Here is a 19,515-nt window from a genome sequence, read left to right on the forward strand (position 1 = left end):
CAGCTATTTCTTGCGCCAGACGAACAGTCCGGACATCGCGTAGTTCCACACCACGCCCATCAGCGCACCGGCCATGCCGGCCAGCCACCAGATCGGCTCCTGGTCGTAGACCGAGAAGGCGACGCCGACATTGGCGAGCAGGCCGACGCTGCACACGATGTAGAACGCGATCAGGCCGCGCAGCAGCGCGAAGCCCTTCAGCCGCTGGTCGCGGTAGGTGAGGAAGTTGTTGAGGACGAAATTGCTGGTCATGGCGACGATGGCGCCCGCGGCCTGCGCCTCCGCGAACGGCGCCTTGAACAGCTCAAGTCCGATGAACAGCGTGGTCAGATGCACGACGAGGCCGATGCCGCCGACCATCGCGAACAGGATGAAGCGTAGCGAGACGATGTCGTTGCTCAGCTTGGCCAGGACGAGGCCGAGGAAGTCTAGTGCGACCATGGAATCGAGCTTGCTCTCGCCGTGCTGGCGGGCACCAAAGGTGTAGGGAATCTCGACGGCGCGCAACGTGCCTTGCGCGGAGGCGACGAGATCGAGCAGGATCTTGAAGCCGTGCACCGACAGCTTCGGCGCGAGCTCCTCGAAACGGTCGCGGCGAACCATGAAGAAGCCACTCATGGGATCGGCGATCTCCACCCGCAGCATCTTCTTTGCGACCTCGGTCGCCAGCGCGCTGGCGCCGGCGCGCTGCTTGTTGAAGCCTTCGCTCTTGTAGCCCTCGATGTAGCGGCTGCCGACGACGAGATCGGCCTGCTCGCTCGCGAGCAGCAACAGCATCTTCGGCAACTGGGTCTCGTCGTGCTGAAGGTCGGCATCGATCACGGCGACGTAGGGCGCGCTGGAGGCCAGAATGCCCTCGATGCAGGCGCCCGACAGGCCGCGACGACCGATGCGGCGGACACAGCGCACGCGATTGTCGCGCTGCGCCAGTGCGCGCACGACATCCCAGGTGCCGTCGGGCGAATTGTCGTCGACGAACACGACTTCCCAGGCGACGTTGGCGAGTGTCGCCTCCAGCCGCCGGTACAGCACCGTGACGTTGTCGCGCTCGTTGAACGTCGGGACGATCACCGACAGTTCCGGCGCCTCTTGAGCCTGCGGGGACGTGTCGGGGCCCGGTCTGATCGCTTCATTCATGACGGGAGCGTATATCCGCCGCGTCCTGCGCTGCCAAGTTCTAGCGCTGCCAAGCGAGGGTTTCTCTGGGGAACGGCCCAAAAGGGCCCTAAAATGCCAACGACCCCGGAACGGCGGACCGCGCGTACATCCGGCGCAGGTCCAGGCTATTCCAAGGTCGTCCCAGCGCCGGAGTTTTCGCTCAACGTCGCCGTTAGAAGCTAGATAGGAACGGCAAAACCGCTTCGCAAGGGCCAAAAGGCTCCTTTTTCAGACCCTTGCTAGTTCGGGACTTCCTTGATCACCGGCCCACGTGGCACGGGTGCGGCCGGGACAGCGGGCGCCGCCGCAGCCGGTTCGACCTTTACCGGCCTGGGCGGCTTGCCGTACTGGCCGATCGGCCCGAACACGATGGCGACCGCAAGCACGACCGCCGCGACGATCGCGCCCAGAATGCCACCCACCGACTCAGACGACATGGAAGCCCACCCCTGTTCCAGATGCGCCCAGTGATACCATGGATGCGCGCGGCGCCGGAAGAGCTCCCGGACGGCCTCGGTGAATGGCCTACTTCTGCGGCAGCCGGTGCTTGACGAAGGCCGTCACAATGTCCTTCTGCGCCGACTCGACCGCCCTGTTCGCGGTGGCGAGATGGGCGCCGGAATCGATGTTGGGATATTGCGTGGTGAGATAGTCGAGCAGCGCCACCCGGTAATATTGCCGCTCCGACGGACAGGCTCCCGCGACCGAACGGCCGAAATCCTGTTCCGACAGTCCCTGATTGGAGTCGCGCGAATATTCCCGCGCCAGGCAATGCCAGTAATCGTCGCGGCCCTGCTGGGCGAGCTTCTGCGCCCCCTTGGCGTCATCGTCATCCGCCATGGCTGAAGATATCATGGCCGAAGATATCATGGCAGCAGATGTCATCATGACGAGCGCCGCTCCCAGCATCAGCATCCGCATTCTTGTTCTCCTTTTTCGCGGGTCCGTCGCAAAGCTTAGACCGGGCGCGGCAACTGGCCAATCACATCTGGTTTGATTAGGATGAGGTCCCTCCCCCGTCGATGCGAGATCCTCCCGTGGCCAAAGCAAAAACCGCGTCCAAAAAATCCGGCAACATCTTCATCGGCATCGGCGGCTGGACTTTCGAGCCCTGGCGCGGCGTGTTCTATCCGGAGAAGCTGACGCAGGCGAAGGAGCTGTCCTACGCGGCCTCGAAGCTGACCTCGATCGAGATCAACGGCACTTATTACGGCTCGCAGAAGCCGGAGAGCTTTCGCAAATGGGCGGGCGAAGTGCCCGATGGTTTCGTGTTCTCGCTGAAGGGACCGCGCTTCGCCACCAACCGCCGCGTGCTCGCCGAGGCCGGCGATTCCATCAAGCGGTTCTACGATTCCGGCGTGCTGGAACTCGGCGACCGTCTCGGCCCGGTGCTGTGGCAGTTCGCGCCGACGAAAAAGTTCGACGGGGCCGATTTCGGCAAGTTCCTGGAGCTGTTGCCGCGCAAGCTGGAGGGCCGTGCGCTGCGCCATGTCGTCGAGGTCCGCCACGACAGCTTTTGCACGCCGGACTTCGTCGCGCTGATCCGCGAGTTCGAGACGCCCGTCGTGTTCGCCGAGCACGGCAAATATCCGGCAATCGCCGATGTCGCGAGCGACTTCGTCTACGCGCGCCTGCAGAAGGGCAACGACGAGCTGAAGACATGCTATCCGCCAAAGCAGCTCGATGCCTGGGCCAAGCGCTTTCAGGACTGGGCCGAGGGAAGTGAACCCGACGACCTGCCGAAGGTCGACAAGGCCAAGCCGAAGAAAGAGCCGCGCGACGTGTTCGCCTACGTCATCCACGAGGGCAAGGTGCGCGCGCCGGCCGGCGCCATGGAACTGATCGCGCGGGTGAGCTGAGGATGGTTCATGGCAAAGACGAAGAAGCTCTTCACCATCGGTTATGAGCAGACGCCGCCCAAGGCGGTGCTGGACGAGCTGGAACAGGCCGGCGTGAAGCTCGTGGTCGACGTGCGCGCGGTGACCTCATCGCGGCGGCCCGGATTCTCCAAGAAGCAACTCTCTGCTGGCCTCGATGAGCGCGGCATCGCCTATGTCCATCTCGCCGCCCTCGGCACGCCCAAAGAGGGCCGCCTCGCCGCGCGCAGCGGGCAATACGATGTGCTGGAGAAGATCTACGCGAAGCACTTGAAGACGCCGCAAGCGAGAGAAGAGATGGACGAGCTCTCGGCGCTGGTGATGAAGGCCGGCCCCGTGTGCCTGCTCTGCTACGAGCGCGACCACACCCATTGCCATCGCCAGATGATCGCGGAGATCATCGAGGAGCGCGATGGCGTCGCGGTGAGGAATCTGGCGGGGCGGCAGGTGTAGCCGCAGCCGTCATTCCGGGGCGCGCTGCGTGAGCCCGGGCTACGAACTACCCCTCCCCCGCCAGCTCGAACGTCCCTTCCATCATCTGCACGCAATTGCCGCCGACATAGGCGTCGAGCAGGGCACCGCCTTGCTTTTCCACCGTCGTCCGCAGAATGCTCGGCCGGCCCATGTCAAAGCCCTGGCCGATGGTGAGCTTCACCTCGCCGTCGCGAAGCGGATCGAGCGTGGCGAGCAAGGCGGCGGCGGCGACTGTCGCGCTGCCGGTGGCGGGATCCTCGATCAGGCCGCTGGCGCCCGGAAAGTACATCCGCGCCTGGAGGTCACAGCCTGCTTCCGCCGCGGGAATGTCGCGCGTGTAGAAATAGATCGCGAACGCGCCGTCGCGCGGCAGCGTCCGGCCGAACGCCGCGGCATCGGGCTTCGCCCGGCGCACCGCGTCGCGCGAATGCAATTCCGCGACGACGAACGGCGTGCCGACGCCGACGACCTCAGGCGCATGGCGATCGGTCCTGACGTCGTCCGCGGTCAAAGACAGGCATGCGGCGACCTCGGCGGCGGTCAACTTTGCAAGACGCGCCAGCGGCTGCGGCGCGGTCAGCTCGGCGCCGACGACCTTGCCCTGCTCCCGCCAGATCTCGACCGGCACGATTCCCGCTTTCTCCTCGAACAGCAGGCGCGGCCAGGGCTCATTGCTGCGCCGGGCCAGTACGAAGGCCGTTCCGACATTGGGGTGGCCGGCAAACGGAAGCTCCCGCACCGGCGTGAAGATGCGAACCTCCGCATCGTGGCCGGGGTTTTTGGGCGGCAGTACGAAGGTCGTCTCGGAATAGTTGAACTCGGTCGCGATCGCCTGCATCTGCGCGGTCGAGAGCCCGCCGGCATCCAGCACCACGGCGAGCTGGTTGCCGCCGAAGGCGCGATCGGTGAACACGTCGACAGTGACGTAGCGGCGCTGCATCTTCACTTCCCCATGCCAATCGCGGCCGCGACCGGCCGCATCGCGCGGCAGTCTACAGGCCGGAAACATCGCTCGTCATGCCCCAAAATTCGGAGCACTCGGAGCAATCGCGCAAGGAGGAGTCAGAAGCGGAAGAGCTCATTCGGCGATGCAAGCGCCTGCGCGCGCTCGTTCTGGTCAACGATCAGCGCATCGAGAAATTGACGGTTCTTCGCATAGTCTTGCGACGCCTCGAACTGCGTGTGCGGCCAGTCGCTGCCCCACAGCAGGCGGTCGAGCCCATAAGCTTCGCGCAGCAGCGGATAGGCCGCCCTGGCGAAACTCTCGCCTGCCGCGCCGTTGCGATACGGTGCCGAGATCTTGACCCAGACGCTTCGCGTCGGCCCTAACTTCAGGACCGACTGGAAGCCGGGATCGCCGACGCCGAGCTTCGGATCCGGCAGCGCATAATGATCGAGCACGACGGTCACGCCATGATCGAGCAGCCGCGGTGCAAGCAGTGCGAGGTCGGACGCGTTGCGCTGGACCTCGACCTGCCAGCCCATCGATTTCACAGTTCCGAGCAACGCCTTCCATTCGCCGGCCGCGAGATCGGGCAAGGGTTGGCCGACGAGATTGAGCCGAATGCCCGTTACGCCGGCGCGATCGAGCGCGCCCAGTTCGTCCGCGGTAACAGCGGGTTCGACCACAGCGATGCCGCGCAGGCGTCCGCCGGCCGTCTTCAGGCACTCGACCAGATAGGAATTGTCGGTGCCGAGAAAGCTCGGCTGCACCAGCACGCCGTTGCTCATGCCATTGCGGTCGAGCTGTTCCAGATAGAGCGCCAGCGGCGCGTCGTAATCGGGCGCATAGCGCCGGCCGGGGGCAAGCTTGAGGCCGCGGTGGAAGACATGGGCATGGGTATCGATCGTCGGCAAGCTTGTCTCACTCTTCGCTCGGCTCGCGACGGCCGCGGCCGGCACGAGCGATACAAGACCTGCGCCGAATTGGCGGCGCGTCAGGCCGCGCTCTCGGGACATCATGGTGACTGCTCCCCATCCGGCGTCAGGCGCGGCTCGCTGCGGCTTGTTCAAAAACCTTGCCGCGGGTTTCGGGCAGCAGCACGACCGCGATCAGCACCAGCGAATAGGCAAAGGCCGCATCGATGCCGATCGCAGGTCCAAGCCCGATATGGTCGCTGAGATAGCCGACCAGGAAGGGGAACGCGGCGGAGACGATACGGCCGAAATTGTAGCAGAAGCCGACGCCGGTGCCGCGCACGCCGGCAGGATAGAGCTCGCTGAACAGCGCGGCCATGCTGGCGGGAATGCCGGCGGAGAAGAAGCCGAGCGGAAAGCCGAGCAGCAGCATCTCGCCATTGGTCAGCGGCGCGAAGATGTAGATCAGCACGGTGATGATGCAGGCGCTGGCGAAGAAGGCGACATTGGCCCGGCGGCCGATACGGTCGCTGATGATGCCGCTCGCGACGCAGCCGCAGAAGAAGGCGACGATGATCACGGCGAGGTAGCCGCTGGAGCCCAGCACCGACAAATGCCGCACTTCGCGCAGGAATGTCGGCAGGAACGTGGTCAGGGCGGCATAACCGCCGTGGGCGCCGATGCCAAACAGGCCTCCGATCAACGTCGAGCGCAGCACGTCGCGATGGAAGATGCCCGAGAGCGTGGCGAAGAACGGCGTCTTCTCGGCTGCGACCGCACGCGGCGGCTCCTTCAAGCCGCGGCGGATGAAGACGATGAGGAGCGCGGGCAACAGCCCCAGCGCAAACAGCAGCCGCCAGGCGATGTCGGCGGGTGCATAGGTGAACACGAAGGCCGAGAGCAGCACGGCCGCGCCCCACCCCACGGCCCAGGCGCTCTGCACCGAGCCGAGCGCCTTGCCGCGATGCTCGGGGCGGATGATCTCGGCCATCAGCACCGCGCCGCAGGCCCATTCGGCGCCGAAGCCGAGCCCCTGGATCGCCTTGAGGACCAGGAGCTGGGTGTAGGTCATCGCGAACGCGCAGGCGAAGGTCGCGAGCGCAAAGGTCGCAACCGTGATCTGAAGCGCTTTGACGCGGCCAAAACGGTCGCCGAGCGCGCCGCCGATCCAGCCGCCGAACGCGCCGAAGAACAGCGTGATCGAGCCGAGCAGGCCCGCATCGGCCTTGCTGATGCCGAAGGCCGCGATCAGCGCGGGGATTGCAAGGCCGAACATCTGGACGTCGAGCGCATCCAGCGCCCAGCCACCAAAGCTTGCCCAGAACGTGCGCCGCTCCAGCGGCGAGCTTTCGCTGTACCAGTTCGACATTGTTACTCCCTGAACTCTTGTTGCTTGATTTGTTGATGAAGACCGCTGCTTTCAGCGGATCTCGGCGTGATAGCGGAAGCGGTCGGCCGGCCCGCGCGAGCGGCGCCATTCGATCGGCCGCCGCTCGAGGTCGAGCGCGAGGCGCTCGATCACAATCAATGGTGCGTGAACCTCGAGCCGAAGCAGGCGGGCCTGCATCTCGTTGGCGGCTTCGACCGTCAGGATTTCCTCGGCCGACACCACCACCTCCCCGCAGCGCTCCTCGTAGAGCGGATAAAGCAGGTCGCCGAATTCGGCGGTGTCGATCTCGAGGATCGGGGCGAAGCGCGATTGCTGGAGCCAGATCTCTTCGGCGAGCAGCGGCACATCGTCGATCAGGCGCAAACGGGACAGGCTGATCACGGGCTCGCCGACCGGGATGCGCAGCGCCGACGCAACGGCCGAATTCGCCGGAACGCTCTTGCGCCGGATGATCCGGCTCTTCGGCACGCGCCGCTCGCCGCTCTCGGACTGGAAGCGGAAGAAGCGGAAGAGCGAGGAGTTGAAGCGCGCCCGGCGCACGAAGGTGCCGCGGCCCTGCTGGCGCTCCAGCACGGTATCCGCAACGAGTTGGTCGATCGCCTTGCGCACGGTGCCGATGGCGACGCCGTAATGCGCAGCCAGCTCAGCCTCCGACGGGATCGGCTCGCCCGGCCGCCATTCATTGCGGTTGATCCGCGCGGCAAGGTCGTCACGCAGGCGCTGGTAGCGCGGCAGGCGGTCGTCGTGCGGAGCTGAATTCATTTAGTCATATAGATGACTAGATGAAATGCGAGTCAAGCGCTACTAAAATACCACCATGACAATTACGATTGGCCCGCGACGCCAGGCTGGCACACTTTCGCCAGCCCGGCTTCGTCTGCCACGATCGTTAGTAGGCGTACGAATACGGATAAGAGGACCCCGTATTCGGCAGGCAGGGCGGCTGATTGTAGGGTGCAGAGGCATATGCGCCCTCTGCCGGCGCCCTGACGCAGGAGTCGGTCATCGCCTGAGTTGCAGCGGCGCGCGTCGGGGCAATGTGGCGCGCAGATGCAGCCTGCGTCTGGGTGACGGCGGCGGCGATCAGCGCGGCCGCAACGAAGGTCATTCGGGTCATTGGCTTTCTCCGGATTGCAAACGGAAGGCGAGATGTTTCGGCTTCCACCGTGCGAGATCCGAAAGCTACCAGAGATCGTTCATCACGCGCGTTCAACGGACCGCGACTCCGCTTCAACGAAACGCGACTCGCATTTGAAGGCGTGTCATCCCAGCTGGAACACCGCGACCTTCTGCTCGTAGCCGCGCACCTCGACCTCGCCGAGCGCGACGGCATCATCGCCGTCCTTGCCGAGCGCCTCGCGCACGGAAGCGGAGATCAGGAGCTGCGACCCGAGCTCCTTGTTGAGTGCCTCGAGCCGCGAGGCGAAGTTCACGGTGTCGCCGATCACCGTGTACTCCTTGCGCCTGGGCGAGCCGATATTGCCGGCGACGACCTCGCCGAAATGGATGCCGATGCCGATCCTGAGCCGCCAGCTCGTTTGCGCGTTGATGCGATCCATCGCGGTCAGCATCTCGCGACCTGCGGCAACCGCGCGGTGCGCGGCATCGGAGGCCTCCAGCGGCGCGCCGAACAGGGCAAGGAAGCCGTCGCCCAAGAACTTGTTCACGATGCCGCCCTGGCGATCGAGGATGTCGACCAGCACGGCGAAGGCGCCGTCGAGCCGGTCGACCACCTCCTGCGGGGTACGTAACTGCGCGCCGGCTGTGAAGCCGCGGAAATCGACGAACATCACCGCGACGCGGCGGAGATCGCCGCTTGCGCTTGTCCCCTCTGCCATCAGCCGCTCCACCACCTGCGGCGAAACGTGCTGGCCGAACAGGTTCGTCACCCGGTCGCGCGCAGTGGTGGCCGCAATGCTCGCCGCAAATTGCCGCCGCAACCGCGCGCCGACGGCGCCCGCGAGCACGCCGCAGATCAGAATGACGGTGCTGCGCACGACATGAAAATAGATCAGGGGTTCGCCGGCGTCGTTCGCCGAATTGTAATACAGCGCGACGGCCAAAAGTTCGGCTGCGGCCACAAATCCCGTGAAGGTGGACAGCCAGAAATCGAGCCGCAACGTCGAAAGAATGACGAAAATGAAATAGACCAGTGGCAGCACGAAACCGAGCGCTTCGCTCGCGCCCATGCTGCGAATCTGCAGGATCAGGATGATCGTCGGCAGCGACGTTTCGATGAGGGCGCCGATATAGCGCCTGATCACCGGCAGGTCGCGATCGAGCTTGAGGTTTCGCCTGATCTGGGTGTGGACCCAAATCTCGAAGAGGATGAAGCCCGCCAAGAGGATGTATTCGTGGACGAGGCCCTCCGTCCCGCGCCAGACCCGGTTCACGAGAGCAGGGTCGATCAGGTAGGTTGCGGTGAGGAACAAGATTATGACGCAGCCAGTGATGATCAGTGTCCGCACGCGCAACAGCTCGGTGCGCAGCACTTCCCGTGTCAACTCGCGCTCGAAATCCTCCGATAGCGCGGCGTGCTGCCGCATCCTCCTGCTCGCAAAGCTGACCATTCCATCCCCTCGATTCAGGGGCATCTTGCCTCAATCCAGCGTGCGGCGGAAGCGCGTCACGGCGATGGTCATGGCGAGCAGCATCAGGGCCGCCAATGCCAGCGCGTCGAAGCGCAAATTCTGCATGGTCGCACCCTTCAGCATGATGGCGCGGACGATGCGCAAATAGTGGGTCAGCGGCAGGCCTTCGCCGAGATATTGCGCCCAGACCGGCATGCCGGCGAACGGGAACATGAATCCCGACAAGAGAATGCTCGGCAGGAAGAACATCATCGACATCTGCATGGCCTGGAGCTGGTTCTGCACCAGCGTCGAGATGGTGTAGCCGATCGCCAGATTGGTGGTGATGAACAGCGTCGAGAGCAGCGCCAGCAGGAACAGGTTGCCGAGCACGGGCACGCCGAACAGCCCGACGCCGATGCCGATGATGAGGAACGCCTGTACGAAGCCGACCAGCACGTAAGGAATGATCTTGCCGAACATCACCTCGACCGGCTTGATCGGCATCGACAGCAGGCTCTCCATGGTGCCGCGCTCGACCTCGCGCGTGACCGACAGCGCGGTGAAGATCAGCATGGTCATGGTGAGGATGGTGCCAACGAGGCCCGGCACGATGTTGAGGCTGGAGGCCGCCGCCGGGTTGTAGCGCGCATGCGCGCGGATCTCGAACGGCATTTCCGGAGGATCGCCGATGTAGAGATCGTGCTTGAGCGCCGTCTGCACCACCATGCCGAGCGAGCCGATCGCCGAACTCGCCGCGACCGGATCGGTCGCGTCGGCCGCGACCAGCAGCGCCGGTCTGTCGCCGCGCCGCACCGCCCGCTCGAAGCCGCGCGGGATCTCGACGCCGAACAGCACCTTGCCCGATTTCAGGAGATTGTCGAAATCGTCGACGTCGTGCACTTCATAGAGGAAACGGAAATAGGCCGTATTCTCCAGCGCCTTGAGGATCGAGCGGGCGAGATCGGAGTCCTCCTGGAGCAGCACGGCGCTCGGCAGATGGTGCGGCGTGGTGTTGATGGCGTAGCCGAACAGCATGAGCTGCATCACCGGCAGCATCACGATCATGGCGAACGAGACGCGGTCGCGCTTGAGCTGGATGAACTCCTTGACCAGCATCGCGTAAGAGCGCCGCAGGAAACCGAAGCGTTCGCGGATTTCGCGCAGCGGCGCGGGATGCTCAGTGGTGCTCATTGGAAGTTATCCTTGGAGCGGCTCATCAGCTCGATGAACACGTCTTCGAGCGAGGGCGACGATTTGTGCCAGTGCAGGCCGGCCTTCTCGCGAAACGGCGCGATGCTGGCTTCGAGCGCCGCGACATCGCGCCCGGAAACGTGCAGCGAAGTTCCGAACGGCGCCACCATGTCCACGCCGGGCTTGCCAGTGAGCGCGGCCGGGAGCCCGTTAAGGTCCTCGCCCGTCACGGTGTAGGTCGTCAGGGCAGACTTCGCGATCACCTCCTCCACCGTGCCGTGCGCAAGCAAATGGCCGTAGGCGATGTAGGCGATCTCGTGGCAGCGCTCGGCCTCGTCCATGTAGTGGGTCGAGACCAGGACGGTGAGGCCGTCGGCCGCCAGCGCATGGATCTCGTTCCAGAAATCGCGCCGCGCCTTCGGATCGACGCCAGCGGTCGGCTCGTCCAGCAACAGCAGCTTCGGACTGGGCAGCGTGCAGGCCCCCAGCGCCAGGCGCTGCTTCCAGCCGCCGGAGAGCTCGCCCGCGAGCTGCTCTTCGCGCCCCGACAGCCCGAGCCGCTTGATCATGTCGCGCGCAGCCCCGCGTGCGTCGGCGAGGCCATAGAGCCGCGCGACGAATTCGAGGTTCTCGCGGACCGAGAGGTCCTGATACAGGCTGAAGCGCTGGGTCATGTAGCCGACCTGGCGCTTGATCTTTTCGGCATCGCGGCGGATGTCGTAGCCGAGGCAGGTGCCCTCGCCGCTGTCGGGCGTGAGCAGGCCGCAGAGGATACGGATGGTCGTGGTCTTGCCCGAGCCGTTCGGACCGAGGAAGCCATAGATCGAGCCGCGCTTCACCTGCATCGACAGATCGTGCACGACCTCGCGTCCGCCGAACGATTTGGTCAGCCCCTTGACGTCGATCGCGATGCCGTTGCCGCCGTTCATCGCTTGTCCGCCACCGGCGTTTTTGGATTGAGGTAGACGTTGATCGGCTGTCCGACCCGCAGGGCATCGGGCCGCGAGGGCCGCGCCTGGATCAGATAGACCAGCTTGTTGCGCTCATCGAGGCTGTAGATGACAGGCGGGGTATATTCTGCCGAGGTCGCGATGAAATAGATCTTTGCGGTGAGATCGGCCGCGCAATTGTCGCAGGCGATCCGCACTGTGTCGCCGATCGTGAGCTTCGGCAGCTCGGTCTCCGGCACGAAGAAGCGCAGCTTCATGTTGCCGGGCGGCATGATCGAGAGCACCGGCCGCTGCGCCGCCACCATCTCGCCCTCGCGGAAATAGATCTGCTGGATGGTGCCGGCAACGGGCGCAAAGCCCTTGCGCCGCGCCATCCGCGTCTCCGACGTCGCAACCCGCGCTTCGGCAACGCGCAAGGCCGACACGGCGGAGTCGAGATTGGCCTGCGTGCCGGAGCCGGTCTTGTTCAGCGAGGCCGCGCGGTCATAGGTCTGCTGCGCATTCGCCAGCGTCGCCTTGTTCTGGTTGAGATCGGCGAGCTGGAGGTCGTCGTCGACGGAATAGAGGGCATCGCCGACCTTCACCTCGTCGCCCTCGCGGACATTGAGCTTCGTCACCCGGCCCGCTTCGTCCGGGCTGACGAAGATCATGTCGGCCTCGACCCAGCCCTGAAATCCGGGATCGCGCTTGTCCTGGCAACCGGCAAGGCTGGTTGCGAGGACCAGAACCGCGATCGCACACAGGCGCGGCAGATGGGGCTGTCGCGCCCTCACCCTGAGGAGCCGCGAAGCGGCGTCTCGAAGGGCGAGGAGCCGCAGCCCGGCCTGCATCCTTCGAGACGCGCGTTCCGCGCTCCTCAGGATGAGGTGAGAGATGGTTCGTGACGACTTCATGTCGTCCTCCGTTCGCCAAAAATCAAATCGAGATGGACGCGCAGCATGTCCTGCGCGTCGAGCGGCGCATGCCGCGCAAACAGGCTCTGCCAGATCACCGCGATCATCGCGGGTGCGACCAGGATCTGCGGATAGCGCGCGAGGTTCTTTTCACGGATTTCGCCGCGGGCAATGCCGAGCTCGATCAACGCGCGCATGCCGGCAATCCCGCGCGAGACGACCTCGCGGTAGTAGAAATCGGCGACTGACGGAAAACGCGGCCCCTCCGCCACGATCAGGCGTACGAGATCGCCGCGCCGGGTGCCGATGACCTCCTTCAGGAAATTGCCGGCAAACGCCTCGATGAGATCGCGCACCGAGCCCGTGGGCGGCGGCAGCGCATTGAGCTTCGCCACGACAGGCACGATCACCGTGCGCACCAGCTCCTCGAACATCGATTCCTTGTCCTTGAAGTGCAGGTAGATCGTGCCCTTCGCCACGCCCGCACGTCTGGCGATGTCGTCGAGCCGTGTTGCGGCAAAGCCGCGCGCGATGAACTCCTCCATCGCGGCCTCAACGATCGCCGCACGCCGCTCCGCAGCGCGCGCGGCGCGGTTCGAAGCGGGTGCCCCTTCGCTGCTATCGGGCGCCTTGCCCTTCGCATCGGTGCGAGTTGCGGATGGCAAGGCGGCTTTGGTCGGCTTCGTTGTCATCCTTAATTTATGACTGACCAGTCAGTCATAGTCAAGTGAGCAGTGCAGACACAACCAGTTAGATAAATTAGCATTGACTAATGCATTAGCTTATACTAATTGAATGACCATGATCGAAGCCGCCCCAAATCCCGTCACCACCGTGATGCGCGCCCTCGCCGATCCGACCCGCCGCGCCGTGTTCGAGCGCGTGTTCGAGAGCAAGGAGATCAGCGTCGCCGAGCTGACCCGCGGCAGCGGCGTCACCCAGGGAGCGGTCTCGCAGCACCTCAAATCCCTCAAGCAGGCCGGCCTCGTCGCCGAGCGCGCCGAGGGCCGCAACGTCTACTACCGCGCCGCGCCGCAAGGACTCGAGCCGCTGGTCACCTGGATGGACCATTACGGCGTGTTCTGGCGCGAGCGCTTCCAGAACCTGCGTGACCTCTTGAAGGAGATCGATCCGTGAGTGCAGCCGCGTTGAAAGCCGAGACAAGAGACATCGTCATCGACGAGGTCTTCCCTCACGCGCCAGAGACCATCTGGAAAACCCTCACCAGCGCGCAGCTCATCGCGCGCTGGCTGATGCAACCGACCGGCTTTGAAGCCGTCGAAGGCAACGCCTTCACGTTCCAGACCACGCCGGGCGGCAACTGGGATGGCGTGATCCATTGCCGGGTTCTGGAGGTCGTGCCAAACCGTCGCCTCGTCTACGCCTGGAAGGGCGGCGATGATCGCAACACCGGCTACGGCGCGCCACTCGACACCGTCGTGACGTGGTCCCTCACCCCGGTCGAAGCCGGCACGCGGATCCGCCTGGTCCACGCGGGCTTCGTCATGCCCAGGAACGAGTCCGCCTACACGGTCATGAGTGGCGGCTGGAAGAAGGTCGTCCGTCAGCTCGACGAGATCAGCAGCGAGGAGTGAGGAAACATCGCGATGACCAAGCCCTTTACCGGCGGCTGCGCCTGCGGCGCGATCCGTTATTCGATCACCAGCGAGCCACTGTTCAGCAATCACTGCCAGTGCCGGGACTGCCAGCGGGAAAGCGGCAGCGGCCACGGCTCCTACATGACCTTCGCGCGTGCCGGCATCACGCTGACGGGCGAAGCAAAACATTGGGACATGACCGGCGACAGCGGCAACGTGAAGACGCGCGGCTTCTGCACGCAGTGCGGTCTGCCGGTCTACCTGACCTTCGCGGCCATGCCCGACATCTTCACCATCCGCGCCGCCAGCCTCGACGAGCCCGCCCGCTACAAGCCTGAGGTGGTGACTTATGCGGCGCGCGGACATGAGTGGGACCGGCTCGATCCGGACCTGCCGAAATTCGCGGGCATGCCGCCGGGGTAGCTACGCACTCCGTCATTGCGAGGAGCCCGCGACAAAATTGCGAAGCAATTTTGCGCTGGTGCGACGAAGCAATCCAGTCTGTCTCTGCGGCGACAGTCTGGATTGCTTCGCTGCGCTCGCAATGACGACGTGGAAGCGCTCGAGCGCGCCCACTAGCTGTGAAACTTCAGCCCGTCGACGATCTTGTCGATCACCTTGCGCTCGGCACGCATCGCGATGCCGACGAGGTTGAGGTCAGTGCGCGTCACCGCCCTCACCGCCTCGCGATTGGCGGCGTCATGCGTGGTCCTGAACATGTCCTCGGTATAGACCGCCGCCGCGACGTTGCGCGTGAGGGCACGATCGAGCGCGCGTGACAGCGCCGGAGTATCGGCGCCATAGATCAGGATCGGCTGGCCGATCAGCGCGTGATATTTCGTGCCCGAGGCATCCTCATAGGGCTCGCCGATGCAGTCCGGAAAGGCCGCGGCGATGCCGCTGGTGAGAAAGGACGCGACGTTGAGCTTCTGCCAGGCCTGAAGGTCGGTGCGGATCACGACGGCGATCTTGGTGTCGAACTGCATTGAATTCCCCAACTGTCATTCAAGGCTCGATGCTATGCATCGCCCCGGAATGACGGCAAGAGGAATCAACCCTTCGGGAATCAGCCTTTGGCGTCGCAGGCCCAGGCGCGGATCACGCATTCCTTGCCGCCGTATTTGTAGCACTCGCGCGTGGCGGCATTGAGGGAGGCGGAGATCTTCGGCTTGACGGCATAGCCATAGGCGCCGCAAGGGTTTGACAGATCGACCGACATCGCAGCGCAGGCGCGCTTCATCGTCACGGTCGTGCAATCGCCCTTGCACTGCTTCTGCGCCGCGACGCGGGCCTCGTGCTCAGCCCGATAGTCAAAGGCCTGGCCATAGGCGCCGCACTTGCCGACCGCGAAGGCGCCGGCGGCATGGGCTTCGGTGATGTAACGGGCGCCGGCAACACAAACCGACAGCGCAAAGAAAAACATCGCGCAACGGCGCGCGACGACGTTCGAAGCCATGGAAAAACCCCTCCCCCCAAGGCAGGTCGAGCCAACTGTAAGCGGCGGTCGTTTCCAGATGGTGAACGGAGGGTTGAAATCGGAGGGTTGGGAAGTGCCGAAGGGTGGATTAGCGGAGCATAATCCACCACCTTCTCTAGCCGCGGGCATGGTGGATTACGCCTTCGGCTAATCCACCCTACGGCACTGTCATCCGCGTCTTGCCGCTTCCAGCGCCTGCGGCGTGTCGATATCGAGGAAGGCGCTCTCGCCATCGACGGGCACCTCGGCGACCGCCTCGGCGTGCTTGGCGATCAGGTGCCGCGCGCCGACGTCGCCGTCGAGCGTCATCAATTCCTTGAAGAAGCGGCGCGACCACAGCACGGGATTGCCGCGGCGCCCCTCGCTGACGGGCACGACGATGAGGTTGCCGCGGTCCGGCGCAAAGCCGTCGATGAGACGATCGATCAGGCCGGCATCGATCAGCGGCATGTCGCCGAGGCAGACCACGGCGCCGTCGCTGGCTTCAGACACGGCCGCGATGCCGGCCTTGACGGAGCTTGCTATGCCGCCGGCGAAATCCGGGTTGCGCACGAACTTCACGTTGAGGCCCTGCAGCGCCTGCTCGACCAGTTCGGCCTGATGCCCGGTGACGACGATCACCTCGGATGCTTTCGAGGCCAGCGCCTGCTCGGTCGCAACGCGCACCAGCTTCTTGCCGTCGAGCTCGGCGAGCAGCTTGTTCGGCCCGCCCATGCGGGTCGAGCGTCCCGCCGCGAGCACGATGGCCGCGACCTGGCTGTTGCCCTCGGTTTCGGGCTGTGCGCGCGGCTGCGGCCGCGTGACGATCTCCATCAGGAGGCCGCCGACGCCCATGCCCATCAGCTCGGCGCGCGTCACCTTGATGCCGGCGAGAAGCCGCATCAGCACCCAGTCGAAACCGTTCTCCACCGGCGAGCGCGCGCAGCCCGGTGCGCCCAGCACCGGCACGCCGCCGGCGCGGGCGATCAGCAGCAGATTGCCGGGATCAACCGGCATGCCGAAATGTTCGATCTCGCCGCCGATCCCGGTGACCGCCGCCGGAATCACGTCACGGCGATCGGCGATCGCGGACGCCCCGAACACGATGACAAGTTCTGCGCCAAGAGAGAGCAATTCCTTGATCGCGGCGGACAGCGCGCGTTCATCGTGCTGGACCCTCCGCTCGGCGATGATGCCGGCGCCGGCCGGCGCGAGCCGTTCGGCGGTGACACGCAGCGTCTTGTCGATCACCTTGGAGGAGAGGCCCGGCAGCAGCGTCGAAACCACGCCGACGCGCTTGATGACGTAGGGCGCGATCTTCAGCACGTCGTGGCCTGCGGCCTTCACCGCGGCGTCGCGCAAATTGCCTTCGACACCGAACGGGATGATCTTGACGGTGCCGACCATCTCGCCCTCGACCACCGGCTTGTAGGCGGTGAGCGTCGCAAAGGTGATGGCCTCGTCGATATTGTTGATGCGGTCGACCGCGGCGCGGTCGATCACCAGCACGCCCGGGCGCGCGGCGAACAGATTGGCGCGGCCGGTGAAGGCGCGCTCGACATGAATGCCCTCGCCGCCGACGGCAAGGGCAATGCCGGCGGCCGCGACGTCCTCGGAGACGTCGCCTTGCTCCATGCGCACCACGACGATGTCCTTGATGCCGGCGCGGTCCAGAGCCTCGACTTCGGCGGGACCGATGGTCGTGCCTTTCTTCAGCACCAGCGGTCCCTGGCGCAGGGTGTGGACGGTCACCCCGCCGATCGCATCCTTGGGGCTCGCCGGTCCGAACTTCATGCCGCTTCTTCTTTTTCTTTGGGTGGCAGGCGCAGCACCGCCGTGATCTCGGCCATGATCGCCACCGCTATCTCGGACGGCGAGACCGCGCCGATCGCCAGCCCAATGGGCGCGTGGATGCGCGCAATGTCGCTCTCCTTCGCACCCTGCGCCCGCAACCGGTCGCCGCGCTTGGCATGCGTCTTTCGCGAGCCGAGCGCGCCGATATAGAAGCAGTTGCGCTCGAAGGCGTGCAGCAGCGCGGGATCGTCGATCTTCGGATCGTGCGTCACCGCGACGAAAGCCGTGTAGGCATCGACATTGAGCGGCGGCAACGCCGTGTCGGGCCATTCGGCGACGAGCGGAATGTCGGGAAAGCGCTCGGGGCTCGCAAACGCCGTGCGCGGATCGACGACGGTGACGTCATAACCGAGCGAGCGCGCCAGCGGCGCCAGCGCCTGGCTGATATGGACCGCGCCGACAATGACGAGCTTTGCGGTCGGCGCGTAGACATTGAGGAACAGTTTCTTGCCGCCGGCTTCGACACTGGCGCTCTTGCCCATGCGAAGCTGCTTTTCCAGTTCGGCCCGCAGCGGATCTTTGGCGAAGTCATTCGCCTTCACGAGGCGTTGCTCGCCGTTCTCGGTATCCGTCACCAGAATGGCGGCCCGGCGCGCGGCGCGCTCGGCGTTGAGTTCGTGCAGGATTGCGAGCTTCACGGCTAGCCGACCTTCTCGACGAAAACGCGGATGGTGCCGCCGCAGGACAGCCCGACATTCCAGGCGGTCTCGTCGGCCACGCCGAACTCCAGCATTTTGGGCTTCCCGCTCTCGATCACGTCCATGGCCTCGGTGACCACGGCGCCCTCGACGCAGCCGCCGGAGACCGACCCCAGGAAGGTGCCCTCGTCGTTGATGACGAGGCTCGAGCCCGCAGGGCGCGGCGCCGAGCCCCAGGTCTCCACCACGGTGGCAAGCGCGACGCCGCGGCCGGCCTTCTGCCAGTCCTCCGCCGCCTTCAGGATATCCTCGTCGCGATCGAGCATGTTTGGCCTCTCAGGCTACGGAGCGGATCAGGCTGCGGTGATGCGGCGGCAGCGGCCGGGAGAGCGTGGTGATCAGCTCCTGGATCGAACTCAAATTATGCACGGGCCGGAATTCGTCAACGTGCGGGAGCATCATTTTGATGCCCTGCGCCTTGGCCTCGAAGCCGCCGAACCGCAGCAGCGGGTTGAGCCAGATCAGCCGCCGGCAGGACCGGTGCAGCCGGTCCATCTCGAAGGCGAGCCTGGAATCGGCCTCCCGCTCCAGCCCGTCGGAGATCAGGAGCACGATGGCACCCTGGCTCAGCACGCGCCGCGCCCACAATTTGTTGAAGTTGTGCAGCGAGGCCGAGATCCGGGTGCCGCCGGCCCAGTCCTCGACCGAGGCCGAGCAGCTTGCCAGCGCCTCGTCAGGGTCGCGCTGGCGCAGCGCACGGGTGACGTTGGTCAGCCGCGTGCCGAACAGGAACACCGAGACGCGCTTGCGCGCGTCCCCGATGGCATGCAGGAAATGCAGGAACAGGCGGGTGTACTCGCTCATCGAGCCCGAGATATCGAGCAGCGCGACGATCGGCGCCGGCTTCTCGATACGCCCCAGGCGATGGATGTCGATGATGTCACCGCCGGTGCGGAGCGATGCGCGCAGCGTGCGGCGCAGGTCGAGACGCAGCCCGCGCGGATCGGGTCGGTGCCGGCGCGTCAGCAGCTCGGCCTGCGGCAGGTGCATGCGCTCGATGGCGCGGAGCGCTTCGGTGATCTCGGCCGCGCTCATCTGCGCAAAATCCTTCTTCTGAAGGATCTCCTTGTCGGAGACCGACAGGCGCAGATCCTGCTCCTGGTGCTGCGGCGTCTCGGTCATGCGCGGCTGCGACATCGCCTCCTGCACGCGGCGGGCGCCGGCCTGCGGCTTCTTCTTGGCCTGCTCCGGCAGCGGCACCGAGTCCAGCATGTGCTTCCACTCTTCCGAGGCGCGGAAGAACAGGTTGAAGGCCTGCTTGAAGATCAGCGCATGCTCGTGGCGCTTGACGAAGATCGCCTCCAGCGTGGTGAAGACGTCGGCGCGGTTGCCGATGTCGATCACCTGGAGCGCGCTCATGGCGTCGATCACCGCCCCCGGCCCGACCGGCATGCTCGCTGCTCGCAACGCACGGGCAAACCCGACGATGTTGTCGGCGAACTGCTCGGTTTGCTCGGGCGCCAGGTGGTTGATGGCCATGGTTCAGCACTCTCACTCGTCATCCCGTCGCGGCGCGCCGAATGACGAGCTCAGTCGTGACGCGGAG

At 65.2% G+C, this 19,515-nt stretch carries 24 protein-coding genes; 5 read left to right on the forward strand and 19 right to left on the reverse strand.

The window, feature by feature from the left end; translation table 11 throughout:
- Positions 1-3: 3 nt before the first annotated feature.
- The 3 genes from NLM25_RS28970 to NLM25_RS28980 form a co-directional block, all read right to left on the reverse strand.
- The gene (locus NLM25_RS28970; protein ID WP_254139261.1) at positions 4-1,137 is read right to left on the reverse strand and encodes a glycosyltransferase family 2 protein; all 1,134 of its coding nucleotides are present in this window, start codon (positions 1,135-1,137) and stop codon (positions 4-6) included.
- A gap of 260 nt (positions 1,138-1,397) precedes the next feature.
- Complete coding sequence (locus NLM25_RS28975) at positions 1,398-1,595, reverse strand: hypothetical protein (RefSeq protein WP_254120941.1); 198 nt, start codon at positions 1,593-1,595, stop codon at positions 1,398-1,400.
- Between the two features lie 88 nt (positions 1,596-1,683).
- Positions 1,684-2,079, reverse strand: coding sequence for a hypothetical protein (locus NLM25_RS28980; protein ID WP_254139262.1), 396 nt, complete (start codon positions 2,077-2,079; stop codon positions 1,684-1,686).
- 101 nt (positions 2,080-2,180) lie between these two features.
- Between NLM25_RS28980 and NLM25_RS28985 the strand changes: the two genes are divergently transcribed.
- Together NLM25_RS28985 and NLM25_RS28990 are read left to right on the forward strand one after the other, a co-directional pair.
- Positions 2,181-3,017, forward strand: coding sequence for a DUF72 domain-containing protein (locus NLM25_RS28985; protein ID WP_254139263.1), 837 nt, complete (start codon positions 2,181-2,183; stop codon positions 3,015-3,017).
- A gap of 9 nt (positions 3,018-3,026) precedes the next feature.
- Positions 3,027-3,488: a DUF488 family protein gene (locus NLM25_RS28990; protein WP_254139264.1), complete on the forward strand. Its 462-nt coding sequence runs from the start codon at positions 3,027-3,029 to the stop codon at positions 3,486-3,488.
- A 46-nt stretch (positions 3,489-3,534) separates the two neighbouring features.
- Here the strand turns inward: NLM25_RS28990 and NLM25_RS28995 are convergent, their stop codons facing one another.
- The 10 genes from NLM25_RS28995 to NLM25_RS29040 all read right to left on the reverse strand — a co-directional run bounded on the left by NLM25_RS28995 (position 3,535) and on the right by NLM25_RS29040 (position 13,055).
- On the reverse strand, positions 3,535-4,449 hold the full coding sequence (locus tag NLM25_RS28995; RefSeq protein WP_254139265.1) for a PhzF family phenazine biosynthesis protein: 915 nt from the start codon (positions 4,447-4,449) through the stop codon (positions 3,535-3,537).
- Between the two features lie 122 nt (positions 4,450-4,571).
- Positions 4,572-5,471, reverse strand: coding sequence for an amidohydrolase (locus tag NLM25_RS29000; RefSeq protein ID WP_254139266.1), 900 nt, complete (start codon positions 5,469-5,471; stop codon positions 4,572-4,574).
- A gap of 22 nt (positions 5,472-5,493) precedes the next feature.
- Positions 5,494-6,735 carry an MFS transporter gene (locus NLM25_RS29005; RefSeq protein WP_254139267.1) on the reverse strand — a complete coding sequence of 414 codons (1,242 nt, stop codon included), beginning with the start codon at positions 6,733-6,735 and terminating at the stop codon, positions 5,494-5,496.
- 51 nt (positions 6,736-6,786) lie between these two features.
- Positions 6,787-7,518 (reverse strand): GntR family transcriptional regulator, encoded by a 732-nt coding sequence (locus tag NLM25_RS29010; protein ID WP_254139268.1) that lies wholly within the window; start codon positions 7,516-7,518, stop codon positions 6,787-6,789.
- A 127-nt stretch (positions 7,519-7,645) separates the two neighbouring features.
- Positions 7,646-7,873: a hypothetical protein gene (locus tag NLM25_RS29015; protein ID WP_254139269.1), complete on the reverse strand. Its 228-nt coding sequence runs from the start codon at positions 7,871-7,873 to the stop codon at positions 7,646-7,648.
- Between the two features lie 145 nt (positions 7,874-8,018).
- A complete protein-coding gene (locus tag NLM25_RS29020) occupies positions 8,019-9,326 on the reverse strand; it encodes an adenylate/guanylate cyclase domain-containing protein (protein ID WP_254139270.1) in 1,308 nt (435 codons plus the stop codon).
- 30 nt (positions 9,327-9,356) lie between these two features.
- Entirely contained in the window at positions 9,357-10,520 is a 1,164-nt protein-coding gene (locus tag NLM25_RS29025) for an ABC transporter permease (RefSeq protein ID WP_254120958.1), read from the reverse strand.
- Positions 10,517-11,449 (reverse strand): ABC transporter ATP-binding protein, encoded by a 933-nt coding sequence (locus tag NLM25_RS29030; RefSeq protein WP_254139271.1) that lies wholly within the window; start codon positions 11,447-11,449, stop codon positions 10,517-10,519. Before NLM25_RS29030 ends, NLM25_RS29025 begins: the two co-directional genes overlap by 4 nt.
- Positions 11,446-12,363, reverse strand: coding sequence for an HlyD family secretion protein (locus NLM25_RS29035; protein ID WP_254139272.1), 918 nt, complete (start codon positions 12,361-12,363; stop codon positions 11,446-11,448). The genes NLM25_RS29030 and NLM25_RS29035 overlap by 4 nt, the downstream gene beginning before the upstream one ends.
- The gene (locus NLM25_RS29040) at positions 12,360-13,055 is read right to left on the reverse strand and encodes a TetR/AcrR family transcriptional regulator (RefSeq protein ID WP_254139273.1); all 696 of its coding nucleotides are present in this window, start codon (positions 13,053-13,055) and stop codon (positions 12,360-12,362) included. Before NLM25_RS29040 ends, NLM25_RS29035 begins: the two co-directional genes overlap by 4 nt.
- Before the next feature lie 109 nt (positions 13,056-13,164).
- Between NLM25_RS29040 and NLM25_RS29045 the strand changes: the two genes are divergently transcribed.
- The 3 genes from NLM25_RS29045 to NLM25_RS29055 are packed head-to-tail and all read left to right on the forward strand — an operon-like array spanning position 13,165 to position 14,384.
- A complete protein-coding gene (locus tag NLM25_RS29045; protein ID WP_212343221.1) occupies positions 13,165-13,500 on the forward strand; it encodes a helix-turn-helix transcriptional regulator in 336 nt (111 codons plus the stop codon).
- The gene (locus NLM25_RS29050) at positions 13,497-13,958 is read left to right on the forward strand and encodes an SRPBCC domain-containing protein (RefSeq protein WP_254139274.1); all 462 of its coding nucleotides are present in this window, start codon (positions 13,497-13,499) and stop codon (positions 13,956-13,958) included. Before NLM25_RS29045 ends, NLM25_RS29050 begins: the two co-directional genes overlap by 4 nt.
- Positions 13,959-13,970: 12 nt before the next feature.
- Entirely contained in the window at positions 13,971-14,384 is a 414-nt protein-coding gene (locus NLM25_RS29055) for a GFA family protein (RefSeq protein ID WP_254139275.1), read from the forward strand.
- 152 nt (positions 14,385-14,536) lie between these two features.
- Here the strand turns inward: NLM25_RS29055 and NLM25_RS29060 are convergent, their stop codons facing one another.
- From NLM25_RS29060 to NLM25_RS29085, 6 genes are all read right to left on the reverse strand, one after another.
- On the reverse strand, positions 14,537-14,947 hold the full coding sequence (locus tag NLM25_RS29060; protein ID WP_254120969.1) for a DUF2000 family protein: 411 nt from the start codon (positions 14,945-14,947) through the stop codon (positions 14,537-14,539).
- 80 nt (positions 14,948-15,027) lie between these two features.
- The gene (locus NLM25_RS29065) at positions 15,028-15,417 is read right to left on the reverse strand and encodes a DUF4189 domain-containing protein (RefSeq protein ID WP_254139276.1); all 390 of its coding nucleotides are present in this window, start codon (positions 15,415-15,417) and stop codon (positions 15,028-15,030) included.
- A gap of 189 nt (positions 15,418-15,606) precedes the next feature.
- Complete coding sequence (locus tag NLM25_RS29070) at positions 15,607-17,211, reverse strand: NTP transferase domain-containing protein (protein WP_254139277.1); 1,605 nt, start codon at positions 17,209-17,211, stop codon at positions 15,607-15,609.
- Positions 17,208-17,909 carry an XdhC family protein gene (locus tag NLM25_RS29075; protein ID WP_254120972.1) on the reverse strand — a complete coding sequence of 234 codons (702 nt, stop codon included), beginning with the start codon at positions 17,907-17,909 and terminating at the stop codon, positions 17,208-17,210. Before NLM25_RS29075 ends, NLM25_RS29070 begins: the two co-directional genes overlap by 4 nt.
- Positions 17,910-17,911: 2 nt before the next feature.
- The gene (locus tag NLM25_RS29080; RefSeq protein ID WP_008564652.1) at positions 17,912-18,235 is read right to left on the reverse strand and encodes an XdhC family protein; all 324 of its coding nucleotides are present in this window, start codon (positions 18,233-18,235) and stop codon (positions 17,912-17,914) included.
- Between the two features lie 10 nt (positions 18,236-18,245).
- On the reverse strand, positions 18,246-19,448 hold the full coding sequence (locus NLM25_RS29085) for a VWA domain-containing protein (RefSeq protein WP_254120974.1): 1,203 nt from the start codon (positions 19,446-19,448) through the stop codon (positions 18,246-18,248).
- Between the last annotated feature and the right edge of the window lie 67 nt (positions 19,449-19,515).

The organism is Bradyrhizobium sp. CCGB01, assembly GCF_024199795.1.
Taxonomy (GTDB): domain Bacteria; phylum Pseudomonadota; class Alphaproteobacteria; order Rhizobiales; family Xanthobacteraceae; genus Bradyrhizobium.

Excerpts from the sequence above, each read along its gene's own strand:
- NLM25_RS28970 (WP_254139261.1), bottom strand. The coding sequence starts at position 1,137 with ATGAATGAAGCGATCAGACCGGGCCCCGACACGTCCCCGCAGGCTCAA.
- NLM25_RS28975 (WP_254120941.1), bottom strand. The coding sequence starts at position 1,595 with ATGTCGTCTGAGTCGGTGGGTGGCATTCTGGGCGCGATCGTCGCGGCG.
- NLM25_RS28980 (WP_254139262.1), bottom strand. The coding sequence starts at position 2,079 with ATGCGGATGCTGATGCTGGGAGCGGCGCTCGTCATGATGACATCTGCT.
- NLM25_RS28985 (WP_254139263.1), top strand. The coding sequence starts at position 2,181 with ATGCGAGATCCTCCCGTGGCCAAAGCAAAAACCGCGTCCAAAAAATCC.
- NLM25_RS28990 (WP_254139264.1), top strand. The coding sequence starts at position 3,027 with ATGGCAAAGACGAAGAAGCTCTTCACCATCGGTTATGAGCAGACGCCG.
- NLM25_RS28995 (WP_254139265.1), bottom strand. The coding sequence starts at position 4,449 with ATGCAGCGCCGCTACGTCACTGTCGACGTGTTCACCGATCGCGCCTTC.
- NLM25_RS29000 (WP_254139266.1), bottom strand. The coding sequence starts at position 5,471 with ATGATGTCCCGAGAGCGCGGCCTGACGCGCCGCCAATTCGGCGCAGGT.
- NLM25_RS29005 (WP_254139267.1), bottom strand. The coding sequence starts at position 6,735 with ATGTCGAACTGGTACAGCGAAAGCTCGCCGCTGGAGCGGCGCACGTTC.
- NLM25_RS29010 (WP_254139268.1), bottom strand. The coding sequence starts at position 7,518 with ATGAATTCAGCTCCGCACGACGACCGCCTGCCGCGCTACCAGCGCCTG.
- NLM25_RS29015 (WP_254139269.1), bottom strand. The coding sequence starts at position 7,873 with ATGACCCGAATGACCTTCGTTGCGGCCGCGCTGATCGCCGCCGCCGTC.
- NLM25_RS29020 (WP_254139270.1), bottom strand. The coding sequence starts at position 9,326 with ATGGTCAGCTTTGCGAGCAGGAGGATGCGGCAGCACGCCGCGCTATCG.
- NLM25_RS29025 (WP_254120958.1), bottom strand. The coding sequence starts at position 10,520 with ATGAGCACCACTGAGCATCCCGCGCCGCTGCGCGAAATCCGCGAACGC.
- NLM25_RS29030 (WP_254139271.1), bottom strand. The coding sequence starts at position 11,449 with ATGAACGGCGGCAACGGCATCGCGATCGACGTCAAGGGGCTGACCAAA.
- NLM25_RS29035 (WP_254139272.1), bottom strand. The coding sequence starts at position 12,363 with ATGAAGTCGTCACGAACCATCTCTCACCTCATCCTGAGGAGCGCGGAA.
- NLM25_RS29040 (WP_254139273.1), bottom strand. The coding sequence starts at position 13,055 with ATGACAACGAAGCCGACCAAAGCCGCCTTGCCATCCGCAACTCGCACC.
- NLM25_RS29045 (WP_212343221.1), top strand. The coding sequence starts at position 13,165 with ATGATCGAAGCCGCCCCAAATCCCGTCACCACCGTGATGCGCGCCCTC.
- NLM25_RS29055 (WP_254139275.1), top strand. The coding sequence starts at position 13,971 with ATGACCAAGCCCTTTACCGGCGGCTGCGCCTGCGGCGCGATCCGTTAT.
- NLM25_RS29060 (WP_254120969.1), bottom strand. The coding sequence starts at position 14,947 with ATGCAGTTCGACACCAAGATCGCCGTCGTGATCCGCACCGACCTTCAG.
- NLM25_RS29065 (WP_254139276.1), bottom strand. The coding sequence starts at position 15,417 with ATGGCTTCGAACGTCGTCGCGCGCCGTTGCGCGATGTTTTTCTTTGCG.
- NLM25_RS29070 (WP_254139277.1), bottom strand. The coding sequence starts at position 17,211 with ATGAAGTTCGGACCGGCGAGCCCCAAGGATGCGATCGGCGGGGTGACC.
- NLM25_RS29080 (WP_008564652.1), bottom strand. The coding sequence starts at position 18,235 with ATGCTCGATCGCGACGAGGATATCCTGAAGGCGGCGGAGGACTGGCAG.
- NLM25_RS29085 (WP_254120974.1), bottom strand. The coding sequence starts at position 19,448 with ATGGCCATCAACCACCTGGCGCCCGAGCAAACCGAGCAGTTCGCCGAC.